19 protein-coding genes and 1 tRNA gene are annotated in these 25,199 nt (G+C 63.4%); 3 read left to right on the forward strand and 17 right to left on the reverse strand.

The genetic code is table 11. From position 1 onward, the window contains the following. Positions 1 to 91 precede the first annotated feature (91 nt). The 6 genes from tuf to rpoB form a co-directional block, all read right to left on the reverse strand. Positions 92 to 1,282 carry an elongation factor Tu gene (gene tuf, locus AC5RUM_RS09145; RefSeq protein WP_003803827.1) on the reverse strand — a complete coding sequence of 397 codons (1,191 nt, stop codon included), beginning with the start codon at positions 1,280 to 1,282 and terminating at the stop codon, positions 92 to 94. Between the two features lie 249 nt (positions 1,283 to 1,531). After that, positions 1,532 to 3,646: an elongation factor G gene (gene fusA, locus AC5RUM_RS09150; protein ID WP_494034624.1), complete on the reverse strand. Its 2,115-nt coding sequence runs from the start codon at positions 3,644 to 3,646 to the stop codon at positions 1,532 to 1,534. A 69-nt stretch (positions 3,647 to 3,715) separates the two neighbouring features. Further along, on the reverse strand, positions 3,716 to 4,186 hold the full coding sequence (gene rpsG, locus AC5RUM_RS09155) for a 30S ribosomal protein S7 (protein ID WP_011692813.1): 471 nt from the start codon (positions 4,184 to 4,186) through the stop codon (positions 3,716 to 3,718). A 1-nt stretch (position 4,187) separates the two neighbouring features. Further along, positions 4,188 to 4,562, reverse strand: a complete 375-nt coding sequence (rpsL, locus tag AC5RUM_RS09160) for a 30S ribosomal protein S12 (RefSeq protein ID WP_018773658.1) — start codon at positions 4,560 to 4,562, stop codon at positions 4,188 to 4,190. A gap of 419 nt (positions 4,563 to 4,981) precedes the next feature. Continuing rightward, positions 4,982 to 8,881, reverse strand: a complete 3,900-nt coding sequence (locus AC5RUM_RS09165; RefSeq protein ID WP_494034625.1) for a DNA-directed RNA polymerase subunit beta' — start codon at positions 8,879 to 8,881, stop codon at positions 4,982 to 4,984. Positions 8,882 to 8,998: 117 nt separating this feature from the next. Beyond that, positions 8,999 to 12,505 (reverse strand): DNA-directed RNA polymerase subunit beta, encoded by a 3,507-nt coding sequence (gene rpoB, locus AC5RUM_RS09170; protein ID WP_400580302.1) that lies wholly within the window; start codon positions 12,503 to 12,505, stop codon positions 8,999 to 9,001. A 442-nt stretch (positions 12,506 to 12,947) separates the two neighbouring features. On the opposite strand from rpoB, the gene AC5RUM_RS09175 reads away from it, so the two are divergent. Both AC5RUM_RS09175 and AC5RUM_RS09180 read left to right on the forward strand, forming a co-directional pair. After that, a complete protein-coding gene (locus tag AC5RUM_RS09175; protein WP_494034626.1) occupies positions 12,948 to 14,147 on the forward strand; it encodes an acetyl-CoA C-acetyltransferase in 1,200 nt (399 codons plus the stop codon). Further along, entirely contained in the window at positions 14,147 to 14,668 is a 522-nt protein-coding gene (locus AC5RUM_RS09180; RefSeq protein WP_494034627.1) for an aminoacyl-tRNA deacylase, read from the forward strand. Before AC5RUM_RS09175 ends, AC5RUM_RS09180 begins: the two co-directional genes overlap by 1 nt. 70 nt (positions 14,669 to 14,738) lie before the next feature. Here the strand turns inward: AC5RUM_RS09180 and rplL are convergent, their stop codons facing one another. The 9 genes from rplL to AC5RUM_RS09225 all read right to left on the reverse strand — a co-directional run bounded on the left by rplL (position 14,739) and on the right by AC5RUM_RS09225 (position 21,394). Then, positions 14,739 to 15,116 (reverse strand): 50S ribosomal protein L7/L12, encoded by a 378-nt coding sequence (gene rplL / locus AC5RUM_RS09185; protein WP_494034628.1) that lies wholly within the window; start codon positions 15,114 to 15,116, stop codon positions 14,739 to 14,741. A gap of 78 nt (positions 15,117 to 15,194) precedes the next feature. Continuing rightward, positions 15,195 to 15,782 (reverse strand): 50S ribosomal protein L10, encoded by a 588-nt coding sequence (rplJ, locus tag AC5RUM_RS09190; RefSeq protein ID WP_400580309.1) that lies wholly within the window; start codon positions 15,780 to 15,782, stop codon positions 15,195 to 15,197. A gap of 292 nt (positions 15,783 to 16,074) precedes the next feature. Continuing rightward, entirely contained in the window at positions 16,075 to 17,190 is a 1,116-nt protein-coding gene (locus tag AC5RUM_RS09195) for a GNAT family N-acetyltransferase (RefSeq protein ID WP_494034629.1), read from the reverse strand. Positions 17,191 to 17,277: 87 nt separating this feature from the next. Then, positions 17,278 to 18,360 (reverse strand): GNAT family N-acetyltransferase, encoded by a 1,083-nt coding sequence (locus AC5RUM_RS09200; protein WP_494034862.1) that lies wholly within the window; start codon positions 18,358 to 18,360, stop codon positions 17,278 to 17,280. Positions 18,361 to 18,515: 155 nt separating this feature from the next. Further along, positions 18,516 to 19,223, reverse strand: a complete 708-nt coding sequence (gene rplA, locus AC5RUM_RS09205) for a 50S ribosomal protein L1 (protein WP_400580313.1) — start codon at positions 19,221 to 19,223, stop codon at positions 18,516 to 18,518. A gap of 200 nt (positions 19,224 to 19,423) precedes the next feature. Then, a complete protein-coding gene (gene rplK, locus AC5RUM_RS09210) occupies positions 19,424 to 19,855 on the reverse strand; it encodes a 50S ribosomal protein L11 (RefSeq protein ID WP_003803853.1) in 432 nt (143 codons plus the stop codon). 132 nt (positions 19,856 to 19,987) lie between these two features. Further along, positions 19,988 to 20,842 carry a transcription termination/antitermination protein NusG gene (gene nusG, locus AC5RUM_RS09215; RefSeq protein ID WP_494034630.1) on the reverse strand — a complete coding sequence of 285 codons (855 nt, stop codon included), beginning with the start codon at positions 20,840 to 20,842 and terminating at the stop codon, positions 19,988 to 19,990. Between the two features lie 114 nt (positions 20,843 to 20,956). Continuing rightward, a complete protein-coding gene (secE, locus tag AC5RUM_RS09220) occupies positions 20,957 to 21,241 on the reverse strand; it encodes a preprotein translocase subunit SecE (RefSeq protein WP_494034631.1) in 285 nt (94 codons plus the stop codon). Positions 21,242 to 21,321: 80 nt separating this feature from the next. After that, positions 21,322 to 21,394: transfer RNA gene (locus tag AC5RUM_RS09225), tRNA-Trp, on the reverse strand. A gap of 294 nt (positions 21,395 to 21,688) precedes the next feature. Between AC5RUM_RS09225 and AC5RUM_RS09230 the strand changes: the two genes are divergently transcribed. Further along, complete coding sequence (locus AC5RUM_RS09230; RefSeq protein WP_494034632.1) at positions 21,689 to 22,906, forward strand: pyridoxal phosphate-dependent aminotransferase; 1,218 nt, start codon at positions 21,689 to 21,691, stop codon at positions 22,904 to 22,906. A gap of 67 nt (positions 22,907 to 22,973) precedes the next feature. On the opposite strand, the gene AC5RUM_RS09235 is transcribed toward AC5RUM_RS09230, so the two are convergent. Further along, entirely contained in the window at positions 22,974 to 23,663 is a 690-nt protein-coding gene (locus AC5RUM_RS09235) for a LuxR C-terminal-related transcriptional regulator (RefSeq protein WP_494034633.1), read from the reverse strand. Further along, entirely contained in the window at positions 23,660 to 25,093 is a 1,434-nt protein-coding gene (locus AC5RUM_RS09240; protein ID WP_494034634.1) for an ATP-binding protein, read from the reverse strand. The genes AC5RUM_RS09235 and AC5RUM_RS09240 overlap by 4 nt, the downstream gene beginning before the upstream one ends. Positions 25,094 to 25,199 lie beyond the last annotated feature (106 nt).

Below are 25,199 nucleotides of genomic sequence, written 5' to 3' on the forward strand. Positions count from 1 at the left end.
GTAGCAAAAAACAGCCCCGCTGCACTAGCAGCGGGGCTGTTTAGAAGATCCGTCCGGCCCTTAGGCCTTCCGATCCATGATCAGCAAGTTACTACTTGATGATCTTGGTGACACGTCCCGAACCAACGGTGCGGCCGCCTTCGCGGATAGCGAAGCCGAGGCCCTCTTCCATAGCGATCGGCTGGATGAGCGCAACGGTCATCTCAGTGTTGTCGCCGGGCATAACCATTTCCGTGCCTTCGGGCAGGGTGATAACGCCGGTGACGTCCGTGGTGCGGAAGTAGAACTGCGGGCGGTAGTTCGAGTAGAACGGGTTGTGACGTCCGCCTTCGTCCTTGGAGAGGATGTAGACGTTGGCCTCGAAGTCGGTGTGCGGGGTGATGGAACCCGGCTTGACGACAACCTGGCCACGCTCGACGTCATCGCGCTTCAGACCGCGGAGCAGGAGGCCACAGTTCTCGCCGGCCCATGCTTCGTCGAGCTGCTTGTGGAACATCTCGATACCGGTGACCGTGGTCTTCTGGACCGGGCGGATACCGACGATCTCGACCTCAGAGTTGATGGCGAGGGTTCCACGCTCGGCGCGGCCCGTAACAACGGTGCCACGGCCAGTGATGGTGAAGACGTCTTCAATCGGCATCAGGAACGGCTTGTCGCGGTCACGTACGGGGTCCGGAACGGACTCGTCGACAGCAGCCATCAGGTCCTCAACGGACTTGACCCACTCGGGGTCGCCTTCCAGGGCCTTCAGGCCGGAAACGCGGACAACCGGAGCTTCGTCGCCGTCGAAGCCCTGCGAGCTCAGGAGCTCACGAACTTCCATTTCGACGAGGTCGAGGAGTTCCTCGTCATCAACCATGTCTGCCTTGTTCAGCGCGACCAGCAGGTAGGGAACGCCAACCTGGCGGGCGAGCAGAACGTGCTCGCGGGTCTGGGCCATCGGACCGTCAGTGGCGGCAACCACGAGGATTGCACCGTCCATCTGAGCAGCGCCGGTGATCATGTTCTTGATGTAGTCAGCGTGACCCGGAGCGTCTACGTGTGCGTAGTGGCGCTTCTCGGTCTGGTACTCAACGTGGGAGATGTTGATGGTAATGCCGCGCTGACGCTCTTCGGGAGCAGAGTCGATCGACGCGAAGTCACGCTTCTCGTTGAGAGTCGGGTACTTGTCGTACAGCACCTTGGAAATGGCGGCCGTCAACGTCGTCTTACCGTGGTCAACGTGACCAATGGTACCGATGTTAACGTGCGGCTTAGTCCGCTCGAACTTTGCCTTTGCCACAGGTTCCTCCTAGAACGTTTTTCAAATGACTTACCCTTCGACCGCGCTTGTCGCGGCAGAAACTCCAGTAAGTCTACTTGGGGGGCTTTGGATTGGTGAAATTGCAGATTCAGGAACTAATACTAGCCCCTAGAGCCTGTTCGGCTCAGGCGGCCGGATCCGGTCTGGACCGGAGGCCGGCCGCCTGAGCCAGGCGGGTTCCCGTTGCCGGAAAACGCACCCGAGTTTTTCGCGTGAACAGTCGGAAGACTATTCGCCGCGGGTCTTCTGGATGATCTCGTCGGCAACTGCCTTCGGGACCTCGGCGTAGCTGTTGAACGTCATGGAGTACACAGCGCGTCCCTGGGTCTTCGAACGCAGGTCGCCGATGTAGCCGAACATGCCGGACAGCGGAACGTGCGCGCGGACAACCTTGACGCCCTGGGCATCCTCCATGGACTGCATCTGGCCACGGCGGGAGTTGAGGTCACCGATAACTTCACCCATGTATTCCTCAGGGGTGCGGACCTCAACATCCATCAGCGGTTCGAGCAGAACAGGGTTCGCCTTGCGTGCGGCTTCCTTGAAAGCCATACGGCCGGCGATCTTGAACGCCATTTCCGAGGAGTCAACATCGTGGTAGGCGCCGTCAATCAGCGTGGCCTTGATGCCGACAACCGGGTATCCGGCCAGGACGCCGTCGTTCAGCGCATCCTGGATACCGGCATCGACAGACGGGATGTACTCGCGCGGAACGCGGCCACCGGTGACCTTGTTCTCGAACTCGTACAGCTCGCCCTCAGCGGTGTCCAGCGGCTCGATCGCAATCTGGATCTTTGCGAACTGGCCGGAACCACCGGTCTGCTTCTTGTGCGTGTAGTCGTGACGCTCTACAGCGCGCTTGATGGTCTCGCGGTAAGCAACCTGCGGCTTGCCAACATTGGCTTCGACCTTGAACTCGCGGCGCATGCGGTCCACCAGGATGTCCAGGTGGAGCTCGCCCATGCCGGCGATGATGGTCTGGCCGGTGTCTTCGTTGAGGGAGACCTGGAAGGTCGGGTCCTCAGCGGAGAGCTTCTGGATGGCCGTGGAGAGCTTCTCCTGGTCACCCTTGGTGTTGGGCTCGATGGCAACCGAGATCACGGGCTCCGGGAAGCTCATGGACTCGAGGACGATCTGGTTGCTGGCATCGCACAGGGTGTCGCCCGTGGTGGTGTCCTTCAGACCGATGGCTGCGTAGATGTGGCCGGCGGTAGCGCCCTCAACAGGCATTTCCTTGTTGGCGTGCATCTGGAACAGCTTGCCGATGCGTTCCTTCTTGCCCTTGGTGGAGTTGACCACCTGTGCGCCTGCTTCCACGTGACCGGAGTACACGCGGATGAAGGTCAGCTGGCCGAAGAACGGGTGAGCCGCAATCTTGAACGCAAGAGCCGAGAACGGCTCTTCCGAAGAAGGTGCGCGGGTCAGTTCCTTCTCTTCGTCGCGAGGATCGTGACCGATCATCGGGGGGACGTCGAGCGGGTTCGGCAGGTAGTCGACGACGGCATCCAGCATCGGCTGAACGCCGCGGTTCTTGAAGGCGGAACCACAGAAGACCGGGTAGATCTCGGAGTTGATCGTCATCTTGCGGATGCCGGCCTTGAGCTCGTCGATGCTGATTTCTTCACCCTCGAGGTACTTCTCCATGAGTTCCTCGGAGGATTCAGCAACGGCCTCGACGAGGTTCGCGCGGTATTCCTCGGCCTTGGCCTGGAGGTCTGCCGGGATCTCGCGGATCTCGTACTTGGCACCCATGGTGACGTCACCCTTGGCATCGCCGGGCCACACCAGGGAGCGCATGTAGAGCAGGTCCACGACGCCGATGAAGTCGTTCTCGGCACCGATGGGCAGCTGCATGACCAGCGGCTTGGCGCCGAGGCGGCTGATGATGGTGTCTACGGTGAAGTAGAAGTCAGCACCGAGCTTGTCCATCTTGTTGACGAAGCAGATACGGGGAACGTTGTACTTGTCAGCCTGACGCCATACGGTCTCGGACTGCGGCTCAACGCCTTCCTTGCCATCAAAGACGGCAACGGCACCGTCGAGGACGCGCAGGGAGCGCTCAACCTCAACGGTGAAGTCCACGTGGCCGGGGGTGTCAATGATGTTGATCTGGTTGTTTTCCCAGAAGCAGGTCACGGCGGCAGACGTGATGGTGATGCCGCGTTCCTTCTCCTGTTCCATCCAGTCGGTGGTCGACGCGCCGTCGTGCGTTTCGCCGATCTTGTGGTTCACACCTGTGTAGAACAGAATGCGCTCGGTGGTGGTGGTCTTGCCAGCATCAATGTGGGCCATGATGCCGATGTTGCGGACCTTACTAAGGTCTGTAAGCACGTCCTGTGCCACGGTGTCTCCCTTTCGGATGGACTACGCGTTCGCCGCCGGCTCGTCTGAGCCGGCGGCGTCCGGGAAGTTTTACCAGCGGTAGTGTGCGAAGGCCTTGTTCGACTCGGCCATCTTGTGGGTGTCTTCGCGACGCTTCACAGCGGCACCGAGACCATTGGAGGCATCCAGGATTTCGTTCTGGAGACGCTCGGTCATCGTCTTTTCGCGGCGGGCCTTGGAGTAGCCGACCAGCCAGCGCAGCGCGAGGGCGGTGGAACGGCCGGGCTTGACCTCAACCGGAACCTGGTACGTGGCGCCACCGACACGGCGGGAGCGGACCTCGAGGGAAGGCTTGACGTTCTCCATAGCCTTCTTGAGGGCAGCAACGGGGTCGCCGCCGGACTTGGCACGTGCACCCTCGAGGGCACCGTAAACGATGCGCTCTGCAGTGGACTTCTTGCCGTCAACGAGCACCTTGTTGATCAGCTGGGTGACCAGCGGGGAGCCGTAAACGGGATCTAGTACGAGCGGCCGCTTGGGGGCCGGACCCTTGCGAGGCATATTACTTCTTCTCCATCTTTGCGCCGTAGCGGCTGCGGGCCTGCTTACGGTTCTTGACACCCTGGGTATCGAGGGCGCCGCGGACGATCTTGTAGCGGACACCGGGGAGGTCCTTCACACGACCACCACGAACGAGCACAATGGAGTGCTCCTGGAGGTTGTGGCCTACACCGGGGATGTAGGCGGTGACTTCAATGCCACCGTTAAGGCGCACACGTGCAACCTTACGCAGAGCCGAGTTCGGCTTCTTCGGGGTGGTGGTGTACACGCGGGTGCAAACACCGCGGCGCATCGGGCTGCCGTTAAGCGCGGGAGCCTTGGTCTTTTTGACCTTCGGCGTGCGGCCCTTGCGGACCAGCTGGTTAATCGTAGGCACTTTCGTGTTCTCCGTTTTATCCGGAGCGGCCTCTTACAGCCGCTCTCTTTTTGCTTTGCCCCGCCGCCCGAGCTTTGAAGAAGTCTCCAGAGCAGCTGAGGCGAAGCCTTAATAGTCGGATCGCACACATGGGGAATGACCGGACTTTCGTCCTCAAAGGTCCCTAGGCATGCAAAAATGTGGCATACGTTGCACAAGAACCCTGCAAACCGGAAACGTCGCTCTGGTTCTGCCTTTAGGCTGATACAGCCTTCTAGCTAAACCGGGCGCACTCATCCACTGCCACAATAACAATTGGTACTCAGTCTAACACGGACGGGTCCCAGGCCTTAATCGGGCCGGGACGGGACGGGAAAGGCCCCGCCCCCGCTCCGCTGAGGAAAGCAGAGCGCGAACGGGGCCTTTCGCCAGGCGTTCCGTTACCGGAAGTCGTTGCCCAGGTCGTAGTCATCCAGCGGGATGGCGTGGAACTCAGGAGCTCCGTCGCCGCCCAGGGAATCGTAGGAGAAGTCGCTGAATGCGCTCGGGCCGGTGAACAGGTTGGCCTTTGCTTCTTCAGTCGGTTCCACCGTGACCTCGGTGTAGCGCGGGAGACCCGTGCCGGCCGGGATCAGCTTACCGATGATGACGTTCTCCTTGAGGCCGAGCAGCGGATCGCTCTTGCCTTCCATGGCGGCCTGCGTCAGGACGCGGGTGGTCTCCTGGAAGGAAGCTGCGGACAGCCAGGACTCGGTGGCCAGGGAGGCCTTGGTGATGCCCATGAGCTCAGGACGTCCGGAAGCCGGAGTCTTGCCCTCGGACACAACGCGGCGGTTGGCATCCTCGAAACGGCTGCGCTCGGCCAGCTCACCCGGGAGCAGGTCGGATTCGCCGGATTCGATGACCGTGACGCGGCGCAGCATCTGGCGGACGATGACTTCCACGTGCTTGTCGTGGATGCCAATACCCTGGCTGCGGTACACGCCCTGCACTTCGTCCACAAGGAACTTCTGTGCGGCACGCGGGCCCATGATGCGCAGGACCTGCTTCGGGTCGACCGGACCGTTGATGAGCTTCTGGCCCACCGTGACGTGCTGGCCGTCCTCGATCAGGAGGCGCGAACGGCGCAGGACCGGGTACGCGATCTCCTCGGAACCGTCATCAGGCGTGATGACCAGGCGCATCTGGCGCTCGGACTCTTCGATGGTGATGCGGCCGGCTGCTTCAGCAATCGGCGCGACACCCTTAGGAGTACGGGCTTCGAAGAGCTCCTGGATACGGGGCAGACCCTGGGTGATGTCGTCACCGCCGCCGGCGGAAACAGCACCACCGGTGTGGAACGTACGCATGGTCAGCTGGGTGCCCGGTTCACCGATGGACTGCGCGGCGATGATGCCGACGGCCTCACCGATGTCCACGGTCTTGCCGGTGGCCAGCGAACGGCCGTAGCAGAGGGCGCAGGTGCCGACGCTGGACTCACAGGTGAGTACGGAGCGGACCTTGACCTCGGTGATCCCGGCGGCGAACAGTTCGGCAATGACGACGTCGCCGCAGTCGGTGCCGGCCGCTGCCAGGACGTTGCCCTTGGCATCGGTGACGTCGACCGCGAGCGTACGGGCGTAGGCGCTGTTCTCGACGTTCTCGTCCAGCACCAGTTCACCGTTGGCGTCGGCGACGGCGATCGGAGTCACCAGGCCGCGCTCGGTGCCGCAGTCCTCTTCGCGGACGATGACGTCCTGCGAAACGTCCACCAGACGACGGGTCAGGTAACCCGAGTTGGCGGTACGCAGCGCGGTGTCAGCCAGACCCTTACGGGCGCCGTGCGTGGCGATGAAGTATTCCAGCACCGACAGGCCCTCACGGTAGGAGGACTTAATCGGACGCGGGATGATTTCACCCTTCGGGTTGGCCACCAGGCCACGGATACCCGCGATCTGACGGACCTGCATCCAGTTACCACGTGCACCGGAGGACACCATGCGGTTGATGGTGTTCATCGGTGACAGGCTGTCACGCATTGCCTGGGCAATCTCGTTGGTCGCCTTGTTCCAGATCTCGATCAGTTCCTGGCGGCGCTCGTCGTCGTCGATCAGGCCCTTGTCATACTGGCCCTGAATCTTCGCAGCGCGCTCCTCGTAGCCGGCCAGAAGCGCCGGCTTGGAGGCCGGGACCTCAATGTCGGAGATGGCGACGGTGACGCCCGAGCGGGTGGCCCAGTAGAAACCGGCATCCTTCAGGTTATCCAGCGTTGCCGCGGTAACAACCTTCGGGTAGCGCTCGGCGAGGTCGTTGACGATGCGGGACAGTTCGCCCTTGTCGGCAACAGCCTCAACCCACGGGTAGTCCTCAGGCAGGGTCTCGTTGAAGAGGACCTGGCCCAGTGAGGTTTCAACCAGTGCGGGCTGACCCTGCTCCCAGCCTTCGGGTGCTTCCCAGCCGGCGTAGGGGACGAAGCCCTCGAGCCGGATCTTAACCTGGGAGTTCAGGTGCAGCTCGTGGGCATCGAACGCCATGATGGCTTCGGAAACCGAACCGAAGATCCGTCCTTCGCCCGCCGAACCGACACGCTTGGTGGTCAGGTGGTACAGGCCGATGATCATATCCTGCGAAGGCAGGGTTACCGGACGGCCGTCGGACGGCTTCAGAATGTTGTTCGAGGAGAGCATCAGGATGCGTGCCTCAGCCTGGGCTTCCGGGCTCAGCGGCAGGTGGACTGCCATCTGGTCGCCGTCGAAGTCAGCGTTGAAGGCACCACAGACCAGCGGGTGAAGCTGGATGGCCTTGCCTTCAACAAGCTGGGGCTCGAACGCCTGGATGCCGAGGCGGTGCAGGGTAGGTGCACGGTTCAGCAGCACGGGGTGCTCGGTGATGATCTCTTCGAGGACGTCCCAGACCTGCGGACGGTAACGCTCAACCATGCGCTTGGCCGACTTGATGTTCTGGGCGTGGTTGAGGTCAACCAGGCGCTTCATCACGAACGGCTTGAACAGCTCCAGGGCCATCTGCTTGGGCAAACCACACTGGTGCAGCTTCAGCTGCGGGCCGACGACGATGACCGAACGGCCGGAGTAGTCAACGCGCTTGCCGAGGAGGTTCTGACGGAAACGGCCCTGCTTGCCCTTGAGCATGTCGCTCAGGGACTTCAGCGGACGGTTGCCCGGTCCGGTGACCGGACGGCCGCGGCGGCCGTTGTCGAAGAGGCTGTCAACAGCTTCCTGAAGCATGCGCTTCTCGTTGTTGACGATGATCTCCGGAGCACCCAGGTCAAGCAGACGCTTGAGGCGGTTGTTGCGGTTGATCACACGGCGGTACAGGTCGTTGAGGTCGGAGGTCGCGAAGCGGCCACCGTCCAGCTGGACCATCGGGCGCAGTTCCGGCGGGATCACCGGGACAGCGTCCAGCACCATGCCGAGCGGGCTGTTGTTGGTGGTCAGGAACGCGTTGACAACCTTCAGACGCTTCAGGGCGCGGGTCTTGCGCTGGCCCTTGCCGTTGGCGATGACGTCGCGCAGTGCGTCCGACTCGGCCTGCATGTCGAAGCTTTCAAGACGCTTCTTGATGGCTTCGGCACCCATGGAGCCTTCGAAGTAGATGCCGTAGCGGTCGCGCAGCTCGCGGTACAGGCCTTCGTCACCTTCGAGGTCGGCGACCTTCAGGTTCTTGAACCGGTCCCAGACCTGCTCGAGGCGCTCGATCTCGGCGTCCGCACGCTTGCGGACATTCGCCATCTGGCGGTCAGCCGAATCGCGGGCCTTCTTCTTGTCGGCAGCCTTGGCGCCTTCACCCTCGAGACGGGCAAGCTCGTTCTCAAGGTCACGGGCGATCGTCGCGATGTCGGAGTCGCGGTTGTCGATCAGCTGCTTCTTCTCGATGTCGTGCTCAACCTGCAGGTTGGGCAGCTCCGCGTGGCGGCTTTCCTCATCGACGCTGGTAATCATGTAAGCAGCGAAGTAGATGACCTTTTCGAGGTCCTTCGGTGCCAGGTCAAGGAGGTAGCCCAGGCGGGAGGGAACACCCTTGAAGTACCAGATGTGGGTTACAGGCGCAGCCAGCTCGATGTGGCCCATGCGCTCACGGCGCACCTTGGCACGGGTGACTTCAACGCCACACCGCTCACAGATGATGCCCTTGAAGCGCACGCGCTTGTACTTGCCGCAGTAGCATTCCCAGTCACGGGACGGGCCGAAGATCTTCTCGCAGAAGAGGCCGTCCTTCTCGGGCTTGAGCGTGCGGTAGTTAATGGTTTCCGGCTTCTTAACCTCGCCGTACGACCAGCCGCGGATGTCTTCCGCGGTGGCGAGGCCGATCTGCATGAGGCCGAAGGAGGATTCGCTGGACATATGGTCCCTGTTCTCTCTTGTTCTCTAAATTCTGAAGTCTTGGTTGCGGGATGAGGAAGGTGACGCCTGGGAGAAGACAGCGCGGCGGGGCCGCGTGCTTTTCCCAGGTCGTACTCCTTAGACCTCTTCTACGGAACTGGGCTCTGCACGAGACAGATCGATGCCCAGTTCTTCCGCAGCCGTGAAGACTGCGTCATCAGAGTCACGCATTTCAATTGTGGTTCCGTCCGTGGAAAGCACTTCCACGTTCAGGCACAGCGACTGCATTTCCTTGATCAAGACCTTGAAGGACTCAGGAACGCCCGGCTCGGGGATGTTCTCGCCCTTGACGATGGCTTCGTAGACCTTCACACGACCGTGGATGTCATCCGACTTGATCGTCAGGAGCTCCTGGAGCGTGTAGGCGGCGCCGTAAGCTTCGAGCGCCCACACTTCCATTTCACCGAAGCGCTGGCCACCGAACTGTGCCTTACCACCCAGCGGCTGCTGCGTGATCATGGAGTACGGGCCCGTGGAGCGCGCGTGAATCTTGTCGTCCACCAGGTGGTGGAGCTTCAGGATGTACATGTAGCCGACCGAGATCGGATCCGGGAACGGCTCGCCGGAGCGGCCGTCGAACAGGCGGGTCTTGCCCGAGGAGTTGATCAGGCGCTCACCGTCGCGGGTCAGGTTGGTGGAGTCCAGCAGGCCCGTGATTTCCTCTTCGCGGGCACCGTCGAAGACCGGCGTTGCAACAGTGGTCTGGCCACTCTCGCGCGGCAGGTTCGGCAGCTGCTTGGCCCACTCGGGCTCGCCTTCGATCTTCCAGCCGGTCTTGGCAACCCAGCCCAGGTGCGTTTCCAGCACCTGGCCGACGTTCATACGGCCCGGCACACCCAGCGGGTTCAGGACGATATCGACGGGGGTACCGTCGGCAAGGAAGGGCATGTCCTCGACCGGAAGGATCTTGGAGATAACACCCTTGTTGCCGTGGCGGCCGGCGAGCTTGTCGCCGTCGGTGATCTTACGCTTGGCGGCCACGTAGACGCGGACCAGCTGGTTCACGCCCGGGGGCAGCTCGTCGTCGTTGTCGCGGTCAAAGACGCGGACGCCGATGACGGTGCCCGACTCGCCGTGGGGCACCTTCAGGGAGGTGTCGCGCACTTCGCGGGACTTCTCACCGAAGATGGCGCGCAGCAGGCGCTCTTCCGGGGTCAGTTCGGTTTCACCCTTCGGGGTGACCTTTCCGACCAGGATGTCGCCTGCTTCAACCTCGGCGCCGATGTGGATGATGCCGCGCTCGTCCAAACCTGCAAGGACTTCCTCGGACACGTTGGGGATGTCACGGGTGATTTCCTCGGCACCAAGCTTGGTGTCGCGGGCATCGATCTCGTGCTCCTCGATGTGGATGGAGGAAAGAACGTCCTCAGCCACGATGCGCTGGGACAGGATGATGGCATCCTCGAAGTTGTGGCCTTCCCATGACATGAATGCCACGAGGAGGTTCTTACCGAGGGCGAGTTCGCCCTGGTCCGTTGCCGGGCCGTCAGCGATGATGCCGCCGACTTCCAGGCGCTGGCCTTCGCTCACCAGAACGCGGTGGTTGTAGCAGTTGCCCTGGTTGGAGCGGGCGAACTTGTTGATGCGGTAGTTGGTCTCCGTACCGTCGTCGTTGAGCATGATGACGAGCTCAGCGGAAACCTCGGTGACCACACCGGCCTTCTTCGCGATGACAACGTCACCGGCATCGACGGCTGCTGCGCGTTCCATGCCGGTACCCACGAACGGGGCTTCGGAACGGACCAGCGGCACGGCCTGGCGCTGCATGTTGGCACCCATGAGTGCACGGTTGGCGTCGTCGTGCTCGAGGAACGGGATCAGGGCGGTTGCCACGGACACCATCTGGCGCGGGGAAACGTCCATGAACTGCACATCGGCTGCGGGAACGAGAACGGGCTCGCCTCCACCACCGCGGGCACGGACCAGGACGGTCTCTTCAGCGAACTTCTTGTTGGCGTCCAGCGGAGCGTTGGCCTGTGCGATCAGGACCTCGGCTTCGTCATCGGCCGTGAGGTACTGGACCTCGTCGGAAACCACGCCGTCCTTCACAAGGCGGTACGGGGTTTCGATGAAGCCGAAGGGGTTGATGCGGCCGTAGGATGCCAGCGAACCGATCAGACCAATGTTCGGGCCTTCAGGCGTTTCGATGGGGCACATACGTCCGTAGTGGGACGGGTGAACGTCTCGGACTTCCATGCCTGCACGGTCACGGGACAGACCGCCCGGGCCAAGTGCCGACAGGCGGCGCTTGTGGGTCAGACCCGACAGCGGGTTGTTCTGGTCCATGAACTGGGACAGCTGGGACGTTCCGAAGAACTCCTTGATCGCTGCCACCACCGGGCGGATGTTGATCAGGGTCTGCGGCGTGATCGCTTCGACGTCCTGGGTGGTCATACGTTCGCGGACGACGCGCTCCATACGGGACAGGCCGGTGCGGACCTGGTTCTCGATGAGCTCGCCGACGGCGCGGATGCGGCGGTTACCGAAGTGGTCGATGTCATCGATTTCGACGCGCAGCTCGTGGTCTTCGCCGTCGCGCTTGCCCATGAGGGTCTTCTCACCGGCGTGCAGCGCAACCAGGAACTTAATCATGGCGACGATGTCTTCAACGTGCAGGACCGAGGCTTCCTTGTCGCCAAGGGAGCGGTCGATGCCAAGCTTGCGGTTGATCTTGTAACGGCCGACCTTGGCCAGATCGTAGCGCTTGGAGTTGAAGTACAGGTTGTCCAGCAGGGACTGGGCAGCCTCGACGGTGGGCGGCTCGCCCGGACGCAGCTTGCGGTAGATGTCCAGCAGGGCGTCTTCGCGGGTTTCGGTGGCGTCCTTCTCCAGCGTGGCGCGCATGGAGTCGTACTGGCCGAACTCTTCGAGGATCTGGCCTTCGGTCCAGCCGAGGGCCTTCAGCAGCACGGTGACGGACTGCTTGCGCTTGCGGTCGAGGCGCACGCCGACCTGGTCGCGCTTGTCGATCTCAAGCTCGAACCATGCACCGCGGGACGGGATGATCTTTGCGGTGAAGATGTCCTTGTCGCTGGTCTTGTCGGCGGTGCGCTCGAAGTAGGCGCCCGGCGAACGGACCAGCTGGGAAACGACGACACGCTCGGTGCCGTTGACGACGAAGGTGCCCTTCTCGGTCATCAGCGGGAAGTCACCCATGAACACGGTCTGCTGCTTGATTTCGCCCGTGTTGTTGTTCATGAATTCGGCTTTGACGTACAGCGGTGCCGAGTACGTTGCGTCCCGGTCCTTGCATTCGGCCATGGTGTACTTCGGGTCAGCGAACTCGGGATCGGAGAAGCTCAGGGACATGGTGCCCTGGAAGTCCTCAATCGGGGAGATCTCTTCGAAGATGTCGGAAAGACCGGAGGTGGTGGCGACGCTGAGGTCGCCTTCTTCGACGGCCTTCGCTACGCGTGCCTGCCAGCGTTCGTTTCCGACCAGCCAGTCGAAGCTGTCCGTCTGGAGGGCAAGCAGATTCGGAACGTCAAGAGGTTCGTGAATCTTTGCGAATGAGAGCCGGCGAGTTGCACCATCGGTGCTTGCCGTGTTAGCGGTTTCGTTATTAGAGGTGCTCGAGGCGACCAAGAGGGATCCTTCCACAGACCTTCAGGCGTTTTCAGATCTCCCCCGCTATGTACCCTGCGAAAGTGACTCCGCAGTGCTACCAACCGGTTCCGCTATATGACCCGGACCTGGTCTGCCCATGCTGGTGACGTTGTACACGGCACATTGATGGAGCAGCTGCCAGGAGAAGCCCACCGCTATATGAAGGCTGAAGGTAAACAGGGAAGACGCAAATATCTACGATACGGCAAAACCTTACGCGTGTCTACCCCACTTCGGTTGGTATTGCAAGCACTGTTGCCGAAGGCACCTATTCATCAGCCGGAGGCGCCAATGTGTCAGGCACGATCTGCCCGCCGGAAAGCACTCCGGAATTCCGTCCGTCCGTACAACGTTTGAATGGATAGGTGACCATGTTCACGCTAACCTAGGCCTATATCGCCACAAATCAGGAGAGACTACCATGAGCAACTCCGCAGACAACAACGATGTTGTCGTCCTGTCCGGTGCACGGACGCCGCAGGGCCGTCTCAACGGCCAACTGGCGAGCTTCACCGCCGTCGAACTCGGGACGCACGCCATCACGGCGGCCGTCGCAGCCAGCGGTGTCCGCGCCGACCAAGTGGACGCGGTCATCATGGGGCAGGTGCTGCAGGCGGGCGCCGGGCAGAACCCGGCCCGGCAGAGCGCGATCGGTGCCGGAATCGGCTGGAACGTGCCCACGGTGACCATCAACAAGGTGTGCCTCTCCGGGCTGACCGCCGTGATCGACGCGGCGAGGATGATCCGCAGTGGCGATGCCGCCGTCGTCGTTGCAGGGGGCCAGGAGTCCATGACCCGGGCGCCGCACGTCCTTCCAGGTTCTCGGCAGGGCTGGAATTACGGCGCCGTCCAGGCACTGGACGTCGCCGCGCACGACGGCCTGACGGACGCCTTCGACGGACAGTCGATGGGCCTCTCCACGGAAAGCAAGAACCTTGTGCTCGGCATCGACCGTGCCTCGCAGGACAACGTCGCCGCCCAATCGCACCAGCGGGCGGCCCTCGCCGCGAAAAACGGGGTCTTCGACGACGAGATCGCGCCCATCAGCGTCAAGCAGCGCAAGGGTGATCCGGTGGTTGTCACCTCCGACGAAGGCGTCCGCCCCAATACGTCGGTGGAATCCCTGGCAGGACTCCGCGCCGCGTTTGTCACGGACGGCACCATCACTGCGGGCAACTCCTCTCCGCTGTCCGACGGCGCCTCCGCACTCGTCCTGACGTCCCGCAGGTTTGCGGAGGAGAACGGCCTGGAATACCTCGCCGTGGTGGGCAAGCCGGGCCAGGTGGCGGGCCCCGACAACTCCCTGCACTCGCAGCCCTCCAACGCGATCCGTAACGCACTGGACCGCGCCGGCTGGACCTTGGCCGACCTGGACTTCATTGAGATCAATGAGGCGTTCGGTTCGGTCGCCGTGCAGTCCCTCAAGGACCTCGACTATCCACTGGAACAGTGCAACATCCACGGCGGGGCCATCGCCCTGGGCCACCCCATCGGCGCCTCCGGTGCCCGGATCGCCCTCCATGCGGCGCACGAGCTGAAACGGCGCGGCCAAGGCAAGGCCGCGGTTTCCCTGTGCGGCGGCGGCGGCCAGGGCGAAGCCCTGCTGCTGTACCGCGACTGATGGAAGCCTTGTCGGCGCCCGGGGCTGACGGCTCCGGCGCGACCGGCGCCGGAAGGGAGCGCTTCCTCGCCGACGCCGCCGCCCGCGGCCTCGACGTCGAAATCGTGGAGCGGCTTGCCGCCCACAGCCTCGAGGAGGCCGCGCAGATCCTCGGGATCACGCCGGCCGACATCGTGAAGTCCCTCGTGGTGAAACACAAGGACGGCAGCTTCCTGTTCGCCCTCATTCCCGGGGACCGCCAGATTTCCTGGCCCAAGCTCAGGAATCTCGTGGGCGTCAATAAATTGTCCATGCCCACAGCGGACGTTGCCTTGGAAGCCACGGGCTACGAGCGCGGAACCATCACCCCGCTGGGCAGCACGAGGGCCTGGCCCGTGTATGCAGATGAGACCATTGCGGGCCGCCGCATCTCGATGGGCGCCGGCCAGCACGGCTACAGCGCCTTCGTCGAAGCCGATGCCCTGGTGGCCGCGCTCGGCGCCGTGCTGGCGGACATCAGCGACCCCAACCAGACCAGTTAAACGCTGGAATCCCCTTAAACGCAGGAATCCCCGCCCACCGGAGTGGACGGGGATTCCTTCAAAGCAGTCGTTACTTGAGGGTAACGGTGGCACCGGCAGCCTCGAGCTGCTCCTTTGCCTTCTCGGCAGCTTCCTTGGTGGCGCCTTCGAGAACAGCCTTGGGAGCGCTGTCAACCAGGTCCTTGGCTTCCTTGAGGCCCAGGGAAGTGATGGCGCGAACTTCCTTGATCACTGCGATCTTCTTGTCGCCGGCAGCTTCGAGAACGACGTCGAAGTCGGTCTTCTCTTCAGCCTCTTCTGCAGCGCCACCGGCAGCGGGGCCGGCAACAGCAACAGCAGCAGCGGTAACTTCGAAGGTCTCTTCGAAGAGCTTGACGAACTCGGAGAGCTCGATGATGGTCAGTTCCTTGAAAGCTTCAATGAGCTCTTCGTTGGTGAGCTTCGCCATGGTTGGCGTCCTTCCTATAGTGGTGATCGGCGGCGGCATGCCGTGCCTTTTCACCGGAGTCTGGTTTGAAAAGAGAAGTTACTTCTCTTCTGCGGCGGCTTCAGCCGGAGCTTCGGCCTCTGCTGCTTCTGCGGCGGGTGCTTCTTCAGCGGCGGGAGCAGCGGCTTCAGCCGGAGCACCGTTCTCTTCTTCAAGCTTGAGGCGCAGGGCGTCGATGATGCGTGCAGCAGCGGCGGCAGGGGCCTTGAGGACGCCTGCAACCTTGGCGAGCTGCAGCTCGCGGGACTCGAGTGCTGCCAGGGCAGCAACTTCGCTGGCGTTCAGTGCCTTGCCCTCGAAGTAACCGGTCTTGATGACCAGCTGCTTGTTGGTCTTGGCAAAATCCGTCAGGCTCTTGGCAGCTGCAACTGCGTCACCCTTGATGAACGCGATTGCAGTGGGGCCGGCGAGCTGGCCGTCGAATGCTTCGACACCGGCTTCCTTGGCTGCAATGGCGGTCAGGGTGTTCTTGACGACCGCGAACTTGGTGTCCTGGCCGAGAGAAACACGCAGCTGCTTGAGCTGTGCAACGGTGAGCCCACGGTATTCGGTCAGGACAGCGGCGTTCGATTCCTTGAAATCGTTAGTGATCTCAGCTACTGCTGAAACCTTGGTAGGCGTTGCCATAACCCTCCTTCCGGGGATAGTGCCGGTATTCCGGGTCCCCGCTCAGGTGAGCTAAAACTAAAAACGCCCCGCGCAGATGCACGGGGCTGGGCTCAACGCAGTAAGAACTGCGGAGCTTTGCTTCGTTCACCTGCGTTGGCCGCCCTATGTCAGGGTCCTTCGTCCGGAAACCCACTGGTTCTTCCGCGCGCAACTGCAGAGTTGAGCTGAGCTCGAAAGAGTGGATTTCCAACAACCGACGGTCTTTGGTAGTTCAAGCTTACGGGACACGGCACCGGACCGCCAAATCGGCCTAGCTGTTGCTGGGCCCGGTGTCCGGAAGTTCCTTCTGCCAGATCCCGGTGACGCCCGCCGTCGTGAACCCCAGTTGGCGGTTAACCGTCAGGAGGTACCGGTTCTCCGGGGCGTTCCACGTGTAGATCACGCGCGCGTCGGGGAACTGCTCCGTGAGCCGCTCCATGTTGGCCACCTTGATCAGCAGGCCCAGCTTGTTCCCGCGGTGTTCCTGCAGCACCACGGTGTCATCCTGAAAGACAACGTCCTGCCGCTGCGCCAGGACGCTGATGGTGGTCAGCCCCACCAGCGTTCCCGAGGCAATGTGTTCGACGGCGGTCACCACCGTGCGCCGTCCCTGGGCGATGGTCACGTCTTCCGCTTCCCGCAGGATGCGGGCATCGAACACCATTCCGTCGCCCTCGGCACCCGGGGAAGGCAAGGCATCCCCGCCGGCCTGGTTCTCCAGGACCGCGACGGCTTCCAGCCAGCGTTCCGGGCACCGGTCGGTCCAATGGTGCAGGCGGTACCGGCCGTTGTTGGTTTCCTGCGCCTCAGCCTCGAGTTCCGCCACGAGCTTGGTGTCGAGCGGCAGGGCGCAGGAACTGAACTGCTCGATGTGCTGGAGGGTGTAGCCGGTACGGCGTGCGAAGTCGACTTCCCTGCTCCCGAGCGGCACGAAGCCCTGCCCGGATCCCGGCACCAGCTGCTCCTCTGCAAATTCGTGCAGCGACGCCCCGGGGTGGTTCGTGTCGATCAGGATCATGGACCTGCCCTCGTCGCGGGCAAAGCCTTCCGCGGCCTCCAGCAGCTGCCGGCCGACCCCTTGGCCCTGGTATTCAGGCAGGATGTCCAGCGTGAACTCGGCCAGGTCAAGGTTGTCCGTCAGGGGCAGGGCGATGTCCACGGTGCCCACGATCTCGCCGTCAATCTTGGCAACGAGGATGACCTGCCGCTCATAGGGATCGTCCAGTTCCAGGAGCTTCTCCAGCGGGGCGTACGCGAGGTCGTCGCTCCCCCATGTCTGCATCCTGACCTTGCGGCCCACTTCCACTGCGGCCAAAAAGTCAGCAGCATCGGGCGCATCGATGGAACTTGGGATGAACAACTGCTCTATCCGCACTTCACTTGCCATGGGGCATCTTCCCAGCCGTTTCTGCCTCTTGCCGTCTCAGGGACGGGTTTAAGTCCACGCGGAGTATCCATCGCCAGCATATGCCGGTTAGCGGCGGCGCTGCCACTCACCGTCGTACCCGGCGGGCCGGAAGCCGAGCGCCACATTAATGGCGAGCATATGGCCGTTCTCCGCGGCGTTGAACGTGAGGACCCGCTCCACCGATGGATGTTCCGCTGCCATGCGCCGCAGATTGAGGATCTTGACCAACATGCCCAAGCGGTTGCCCCGGTGCTTCCCGGCCACGAGGGTGTCCTCCTGCTCCGCGATCCAGGGTTTCGAGGCGGAGTACTGCAGGACCGAATACGCGGCAAGCTCACCGCTTGCGGTGTGCCGTGCCACGGCAACGAGGGACTCCTGTCCTGTTGCCTTCCACTCATCCTCGACGTGCCGGACCCGTTTGGCATCCCATGTTTCCGGATCGTAGTGGAGCGCCCCGGCCGGGCTGTCGATGCTCATCCGGGACATGAGCACGGCCATCTGGTCCACATATTCCTCCGGGCACCGGTCCGTCCAGCTGAGGAGTTCATAGCGGTCGCCGGCGACGGCGGACGCCTCGCGTTCCAGCGCGTCCAGCATCCCGTCCGATGGCGGCATGTCCAGCGCACTGAACCGCGTCACCTGCTCCAGTGTGTAGCCGGCGGCCAGGGCGAACCTGACCGCGCGGGACTCCGCGGGAACTCCGCCGGTGCCTGTTCCCGGCTTGAGGATGCCGGATCCGTCCGGATCGAAGCCGGGAGGGTGCTCGGTGAAGCTCTGCAGGGTGGTCCGGCCGCTGTTCGCGGCAACATCCTCGGCGTGCTGCAGCAGCGCCCGCCCGATGCCGCGGCCGGTGAACTCGTTCAGCACGTCAACCCGGACCATGGCGTCCTGCAGGTTCTCCTCCAGTGGCAGCCTGATCCACGATCTGGCGGCCAAGCGCCCGTCAAGGCGCACGAAGAACAGGCGCATCTGCTGGTACTCGTCGTCCCGCCAGGCCTCAAGGCGGGCTTCGCGGGGCATGGCGCGGTCAAGGTTCCCCCACGTTTCCAGCACCAGGGCATCGCTGAGCTCGCTGTACTCCAGGAAGTCTGCAGCGTCCGGCGCTTCAAGGGAGGTGGGAAGTACCAGAGGTTCTATGCGGTAAGACATCGTCGTCACCGGTTCAGCCTAGCCTCGCGGCCCTGCCTGCTCCAGAGGAAGGCTCTGGCTGCCCGCAGCGAATCCGTGCAACGAAAGAACCGCCCGGCGCAGTGCCGGGCGGTTCTTTCGTGTCTGCCGGAAATCCCGGCGGGCGTTCGCGAGGATTAGGCCTCGATCAGCACCTTGGTGACGTTGGGGTCAACGGTGATGCCGGGACCGAACGTGGTGGCAACCGTTGCCTTCTGGATGTAGCGGCCCTTGGAAGCGGACGGCTTCAGGCGAAGCACCTCTTCGAGAGCGGCTGCGTAGTTCTCAGCCAGCTTGACGGCGTCGAACGAAACCTTGCCGATGATGAAGTGCAGGTTGGAGTGCTTGTCGACGCGGAAGTCGATCTTTCCACCCTTGATGTCGTTGACGGCCTTGGCGACGTCAGCGGTCACGGTGCCGGTCTTCGGGTTCGGCATGAGGTTACGCGGGCCGAGGACCTTACCGAGGCGGCCAACCTTGCCCATGAGGTCAGGGGTGGCAACGGCTGCGTCGAAGTCGGTCCAGCCGCCGGAGATCTTTTCGATCAGGTCGTCGGAACCAACGAAGTCGGCGCCGGCAGCGATTGCTGCTTCAGCCTTGTCGCCGGTTGCGAAAACGAGAACGCGGGCGGTCTTACCGGTGCCGTGCGGCAGGTTGACGGTGCCACGGACCATCTGGTCAGCCTTACGCGGGTCAACGCCCAGGCGGAAAGCGACCTCAACGGTCGCGTCGAACTTCGAAGGGTTGATTTCCTTCGCCAGGCTGATGGCCTCGAACGGGGCGTAAACCTTGTCTGCCTCGATCTTGGCTACGGCTGCCTCATATGCTTTGCTGCGCTTTGCCATGCTGCTTATTTCTCCTTGTGCAGTTGTGGTCTGCGGACCGCGCTGGGCCCTGCCACAGTCGGAAGTCCGGCTGGTTTCATCCGGAGCGGATTTCCGACATTACGGTTTGTGCCGGTTGTCCGGCGTTGGTGCCGGTTTCCCGGCGGTGCTGCCCGTCGTCGTCGTCGGTTTCCCGAACCCAACATCAGGCAGCGAGGGAATTAACCCTCGACGGTGATGCCCATGGAGCGGGCGGTGCCGGCGATGATCTTCGCTGCGCCTTCAAGGCTCGTGGCGTTGAGGTCTTCCATCTTGGTGGAGGCGATCTCATTGACCTGGGCCTGGGTCAGCTTGGCAACCTTGACGGTGTGCGGGGTAGCTGAACCCTTGGCGACGCCTGCAGCCTTCTTGATGAGCTCTGCAGCCGGCGGGGTCTTGGTGATGAACGTGAAAGAACGGTCCTCGTAGACCGTGATTTCAACGGGAATAACGTTTCCGCGCTGGGCTTCCGTTGCAGCGTTGTACGCCTTGCAGAATTCCATGATGTTGACACCGTGCTGGCCAAGCGCAGGACCGATCGGCGGGGCCGGGTTGGCGGCACCTGCCTGGATCTGCAGCTTGATGAGGCCGGTGACCTTCTTCTTGGGAGCCAATGTAGGGTCCTTCTCTCAAATACGTCCTGGGACACAGGAGCGTGCCTCAGGTGGTTGACCGCCATGGCGAGGCGGCCTGCCGTCCCGGAACTGCTAAAGCGGGCAGTTCCGGGACGAAATCTACGGGTGTTGCTAGATCTTGGAGACCTGGTTGAACGCCAGGGTAACCGGGGTTTCGCGTTCGAAGATGGAAACCAGCACCACCAGGGTCTGGGACTCCACCTTGATCTCGGAGATCGTGGCAGGGAGGGTCTCGAACGGACCTTCCTTGACGATGACCGATTCGCCGACTTCGAAGTCGACGTCGACCGGGGCAGCAGCGTGCTTGACCGGCTTGCCCTTCTCGGCCTGCTCTTCTTCGAAGACCGGGGCGAGCATGGAGAAGACCTCGTCCAGGCGCAGCGGCACGGGGTTGTGGGCGTTGCCCACGAAGCCGGTGACACCGGGCGTGTGGCGGACGGCGCCCCAGGAGGCGTCGGTCAGATCCATGCGGACCAGGACGTAGCCGGGGATGCGGACGCGGTTGATGACCTTGCGCTGGGCATTCTTGATCTCAACGACTTCTTCCATCGGCACCTGGATTTCGAAGATGTAATCTTCCATGTCCAGGGTCTGGATGCGGGTCTCAAGGTTGGCCTTCACGCGGTTCTCATAGCCGGCGTAGGAGTGGATGACGTACCAGTCACCCTCCTGGCGGCGCAGTTTCGCCTTGAACTCTTCGGCGGGATCCGTGGCCTTGGCGGCGGCAGCTGCCAGGGCGTCCGACTCGGCGGCCGGCTCCTCGTCGCCCTCGGCGGCGTCTTCGGAGTCAGCTTCATCGGCGCCGTCAGCAGCGCCGTCCTCAGCCTCTGAGGCGGAGTCGGCGTCAGCGGCGCCGTCGAAATCGGGTGCAGCAGACTCAACCTCAGACCCTTCGGCGGACTCCGCCGCCGGATTCTGGGTTTCATCCAGCTCAGTCTCAGTTACCTCGAGCTTGTGCTCAGACACTTGGTCTCCTGCTTCCTCATTGCCTAACTTGCCTATTTAAATGGCTCAATTCCGCACACTCCGCAGCTCCTCCGAAAATCGGAAGAGTCCACGCAGTCTGCGGACCGATCGCCCTTAGCGGTCCGAGGGGGCCGTACCGCCGAAGACCCAGCTCACCGCGGTGCCGAAGCCCAGATCCAGCAAGGTGACGATGACCATCATGATGACCACGAATACCAGCACCACGAGTGTGTAGTTGACCAGTTCCTTGCGGGTCGGTGCAACGACCTTCTTCAATTCGCCGATGACCTGGCGGATGAAGAGTGCGATTCGAGCGAAGAAGCCGGCCTTGGCGGCGTTCTTTGCGGGGCGGCCCTTGGAGCTGCTTGCAGCTGTTTCGGTCACCTGGTCCTCACTCATCCTCGCAATGTCGGATTACCCGGCTCTGAACTGAACCATGGTTGCTGCGCTTGCTCCGGCTTCCGCCGGAACAGCTTGCGCAGGGCAGACAGGACTCGAACCTGCAACCTGCGGTTTTGGAGACCGCTGCGCTACCAATTGCGCCACTACCCTATGGACCAACACTGATCCGTGTGGGTCGAAAACTGATTCAGGCCGCACTCGATCCCAGAACTTTCCTGAGGCGCACGTCATCATCGTGTTTTCAACACCGGAGAACTAGTCTACGCAACAACTTCGCTCACGTCGAACCAGCCTCGTTTCGGTCCGTTCTTCGACGGCGGAGTCCCACTGCCAAGCAGTCACAAACCCGCGCCCCACCTCGAACGATCCGGTGAACAGCATAGAGTAGATTCCGTCGAATTCCACCATTCAGCTACCGAGCTGCAATCGAAGAACGGACCCGCCATGTCTGCCGCCCGCGTTTCCCAGCGCATTTCCGCCATTGCCGAATCCGCCACCCTGGCTGTCGATGCCAAGGCCAAGGCGCTAAAGGCGGCCGGCCGGCCCGTGATTGGCTTCGGCGCAGGCGAGCCCGACTTCCCCACCCCGGACTACATCGTCAAGGCCGCCATCGAAGCCGCAGGCCAGCCGAAGTACCACCGCTACTCCCCTGCCGCCGGCCTGCCGGAGCTGAAGAAGGCCATCGCGGAGAAGACCTTCCGGGACTCCGGTTACAAGGCCGATCCCTCCCAGGTGCTGGTCACCAACGGCGGCAAGCAGGCCGTCTACAACACCTTCGCCACGCTGGTGGACCCGGGCGACGAAGTGATTGTCCCCACACCTTTCTGGACCACGTACCCGGAAGCCATCCGGCTGGCCGGCGGTGTGCCCGTGGAGGTCTTCGCCGGACCCGAGCAGGACTACCTCGTCACCGTGGAACAGCTGGAGGCTGCCGTGACGGACCGCACCAAGATCCTGCTCTTCGTCTCCCCTTCCAACCCCACCGGCTCCGTTTACTCCCCCGAACAGGTCGCCGAAATCGGCAAGTGGGCTGCCGCCAAGGGCCTCTGGGTGGTCACCGACGAGATCTACGAGCACCTCACCTACGACGGCGTCCCCTTCACCTCGATCGCGACCGCGGCCCCCGAACTCGGCGACAAGGTCGTCATCCTCAACGGTGTGGCCAAGACCTACGCCATGACCGGCTGGCGCGTGGGCTGGATGATCGGCCCGGCCGACGTCATCAAGGCTGCCACCAACCTCCAGTCCCATGCCACGTCCAACGTGTCCAACATCCCGCAGATCGCGGCCCTCGCCGCCGTGTCCGGTCCGCTGACCGCCGTCGACGAGATGAAGGTGGCCTTCGATCGCCGCCGCAAGGCGATCGTCGCCGGCCTCAACGCCATCGAGGGCATCGAATGCCCGACGCCGAAGGGCGCCTTCTATGTCTACGCGGACGTTCGCGCCCTGCTCGGCAAGGAGTTCCCGACGGCGAACGGCCCCGTCCGCCCTGCAACGTCCGCCGAGCTCGCGGCGCTGATCCTGGACGAGGTTGAGGTGGCCGTGGTTCCCGGCGAGGCTTTCGGCCCCTCCGGCTACCTGCGCCTGTCCTACGCCCTCGGCGACGACGACCTGGCCACCGGTGTTGCCCGTCTGCAGGACTTCCTGGGCAAGGCCAAGTAGCAGGCGCTCTCGCACTTCCCGCCGCGCTGGGGTTACGCGGCTGGACGTGAGGGAGGGTTCCGGCGGGTTACAGCAGCCGGCGCTCCGCGGCCCACTTGGTCAGTTCGTGCCGGCTGGAGAGCTGCAGCTTCCGCAGCACCGCCGAGACGTGCGTTTCCACGGTCTTGATGGAGATGAACAGCTCCTTCGCCACCTCCTTGTAGCTGTAGCCGCGCGCGATGAGCCTCATGACCTCGAGTTCGCGGGCTGAGAGCTTGTCCAGTTCGTCGTCGGCAATGTCGGCGGGGGCGGTACCGAACGCATCCAGGACGAAGCCGGCGAGCCGTGGCGAAAACACGGCGTCGCCGCCGGCCACCCTGAAGACGGCGTCGGTGATCTCCGCCCCGGAAATCGTCTTGGTCACATAGCCGCGGGCTCCTGCACGGATCACGGCGACCACGTCCTCGGCGGCGTCCGACACGCTGAGCGCCAGGAACTTCGTGGTGCCAAGCAGCGCAGCTGAGCCGGCGATGACCTCCCGTCCGCCCCCGCCCAGGCCGCCGGGGAGGTGCACATCGAGCAGCACCACCTCGGGCCGCGTGCGGGCGATGACCTCGATGGCCTGCTCCACCGTTCCCGCCTCCCCCACGACGATCACCCGCGGATCGAGGTCGGCCTTCAGCCCGGAGCGGAAGATTGCGTGGTCGTCCACGATCACCACCCTCACGGTTCCGTCGTGGCCTCCTGCCTGTGGCCCGTTCAGTGTCGGCGTGCTCATGGCTTTCCTTCCCCGTCTTCAGCCGCGGCGGCAGGAAGCTTCAGGCGAACCTCCGTGCCGTCCGGGCTGCTGTTGATGTCGGCGGTGCCGCCGTGCCGTTTCATCCGGCCAATGATTGATTCGCGGACGCCCAGCCTGTCTTCCGGGACCGCCTGCAGTTCGAATCCTGCGCCGCGGTCCTTCACGAAGACTTCAACGCCGCCGTCGGACACCTCAAGGTACACGGAGACGGGACCGCCGCCGTGGCGGGAGGCGTTGAGCATGGCCTCGCGGCTGGCCTGGACCAGGGCCTCGTGCCGGTCGGTCATCGCCGTGTCGCCCACGCTCACCACGTCCACCGCATTGCCCAGGCCGTCCTCGACCTCGGCAGCGGCCGCCTTGATCCGGTCAGAGAGCTGACCGGGCTCCTTGGCCGGGTCCTTGAAGAGCCAGCCGCGGAGTTCCCGCTCCTGTGCCCGGGCCAACCGCACGACGTCGTGCTCGTTGCCGGCGCGGCGCTGGATCAGGGCGAGGGTCTGCAGCACGGAGTCGTGCAGGTGGGCGGCGATTTCCGCGCGCTCGCTCTCGCGCACCCTGCCGGCGCGTTCGGTCTCGAGGTCGCGCCAGAACTTCAGGCCCCACGGCAGCAGCACCAGCGCTACACCGCCGAGCACCGCCACGGACGCCAGCAGCGCCAGCCAGGTCTGTTCCCAGGAGCCGGAGCCAGAGACCATCACGAGCACGCCGGCCACTACGAGCGCCAGCCCGGCGGCCAGCCGCGCCCAGCCGCCCGCCTGGTCCGCCTTGGTCTTGTCCATCAGGCCGGCGCGGCGTGTCTCGTCGAGTTGCATCCAGGCGATGGCGGCACCGCCGAGGATGGCCGCGGCGGGGATGAGGGTCCCCAGCGGGACGTCCGCACCGAGCAGCCTGGCAATCAGGATCCCCGCCACGAGCAGCAGGCCCGAACCAAGCAGGATTTCCTTGCCGTAGCGCATGCTGCGCACCCGGAACCAGGCCCCCGTGCTACCGGCGGAGACGCCCTCGGCAGCCGGGCCGGCCGGCGTCGGCTGGAACAAGGTTCCGGCGTCGTACGCTGCGGACGGGAAGGCGGCTGCGGAAGGTTGGGGGACGACGGCGGACTGGACTGCGGGATCGCCCGCCATGGGGCTGGTCACCGCGGGCCCGCTCACTGCGGGGCCGCTCACTGCCGGCGCAATGGGCGACGCCGGGCGCTTTGCGCTCCGCCGAGCGGCTTCGTCTGCGGTTGGAACCATGATCCAGAGCCACGCGTAGAAAACGAGCCCCGCGCCGCCGGCGAGCGCGGCCACGGCCATCCCGAGGCGCACCATGCGGACCGGCCAGCCGAGGTGCGCTGACAGGCCGGAGCAGACTCCGGCGATCACGCGGTCGCTGCTGCGGACGAGCGGCGGGCGGACGGGAACGGTGGTCATGCATCAATCCAAACACGGATCAGGGTTTCGGGGACCGCATTCCGGCCCGGACCAGGGGCCAGTCAGGGGCGGCTCAGGGTACTCCCCAATAGAGGCAGAGACCGTG

The sequence above is a fragment of the Arthrobacter sp. B2060 genome (assembly GCF_059090445.1).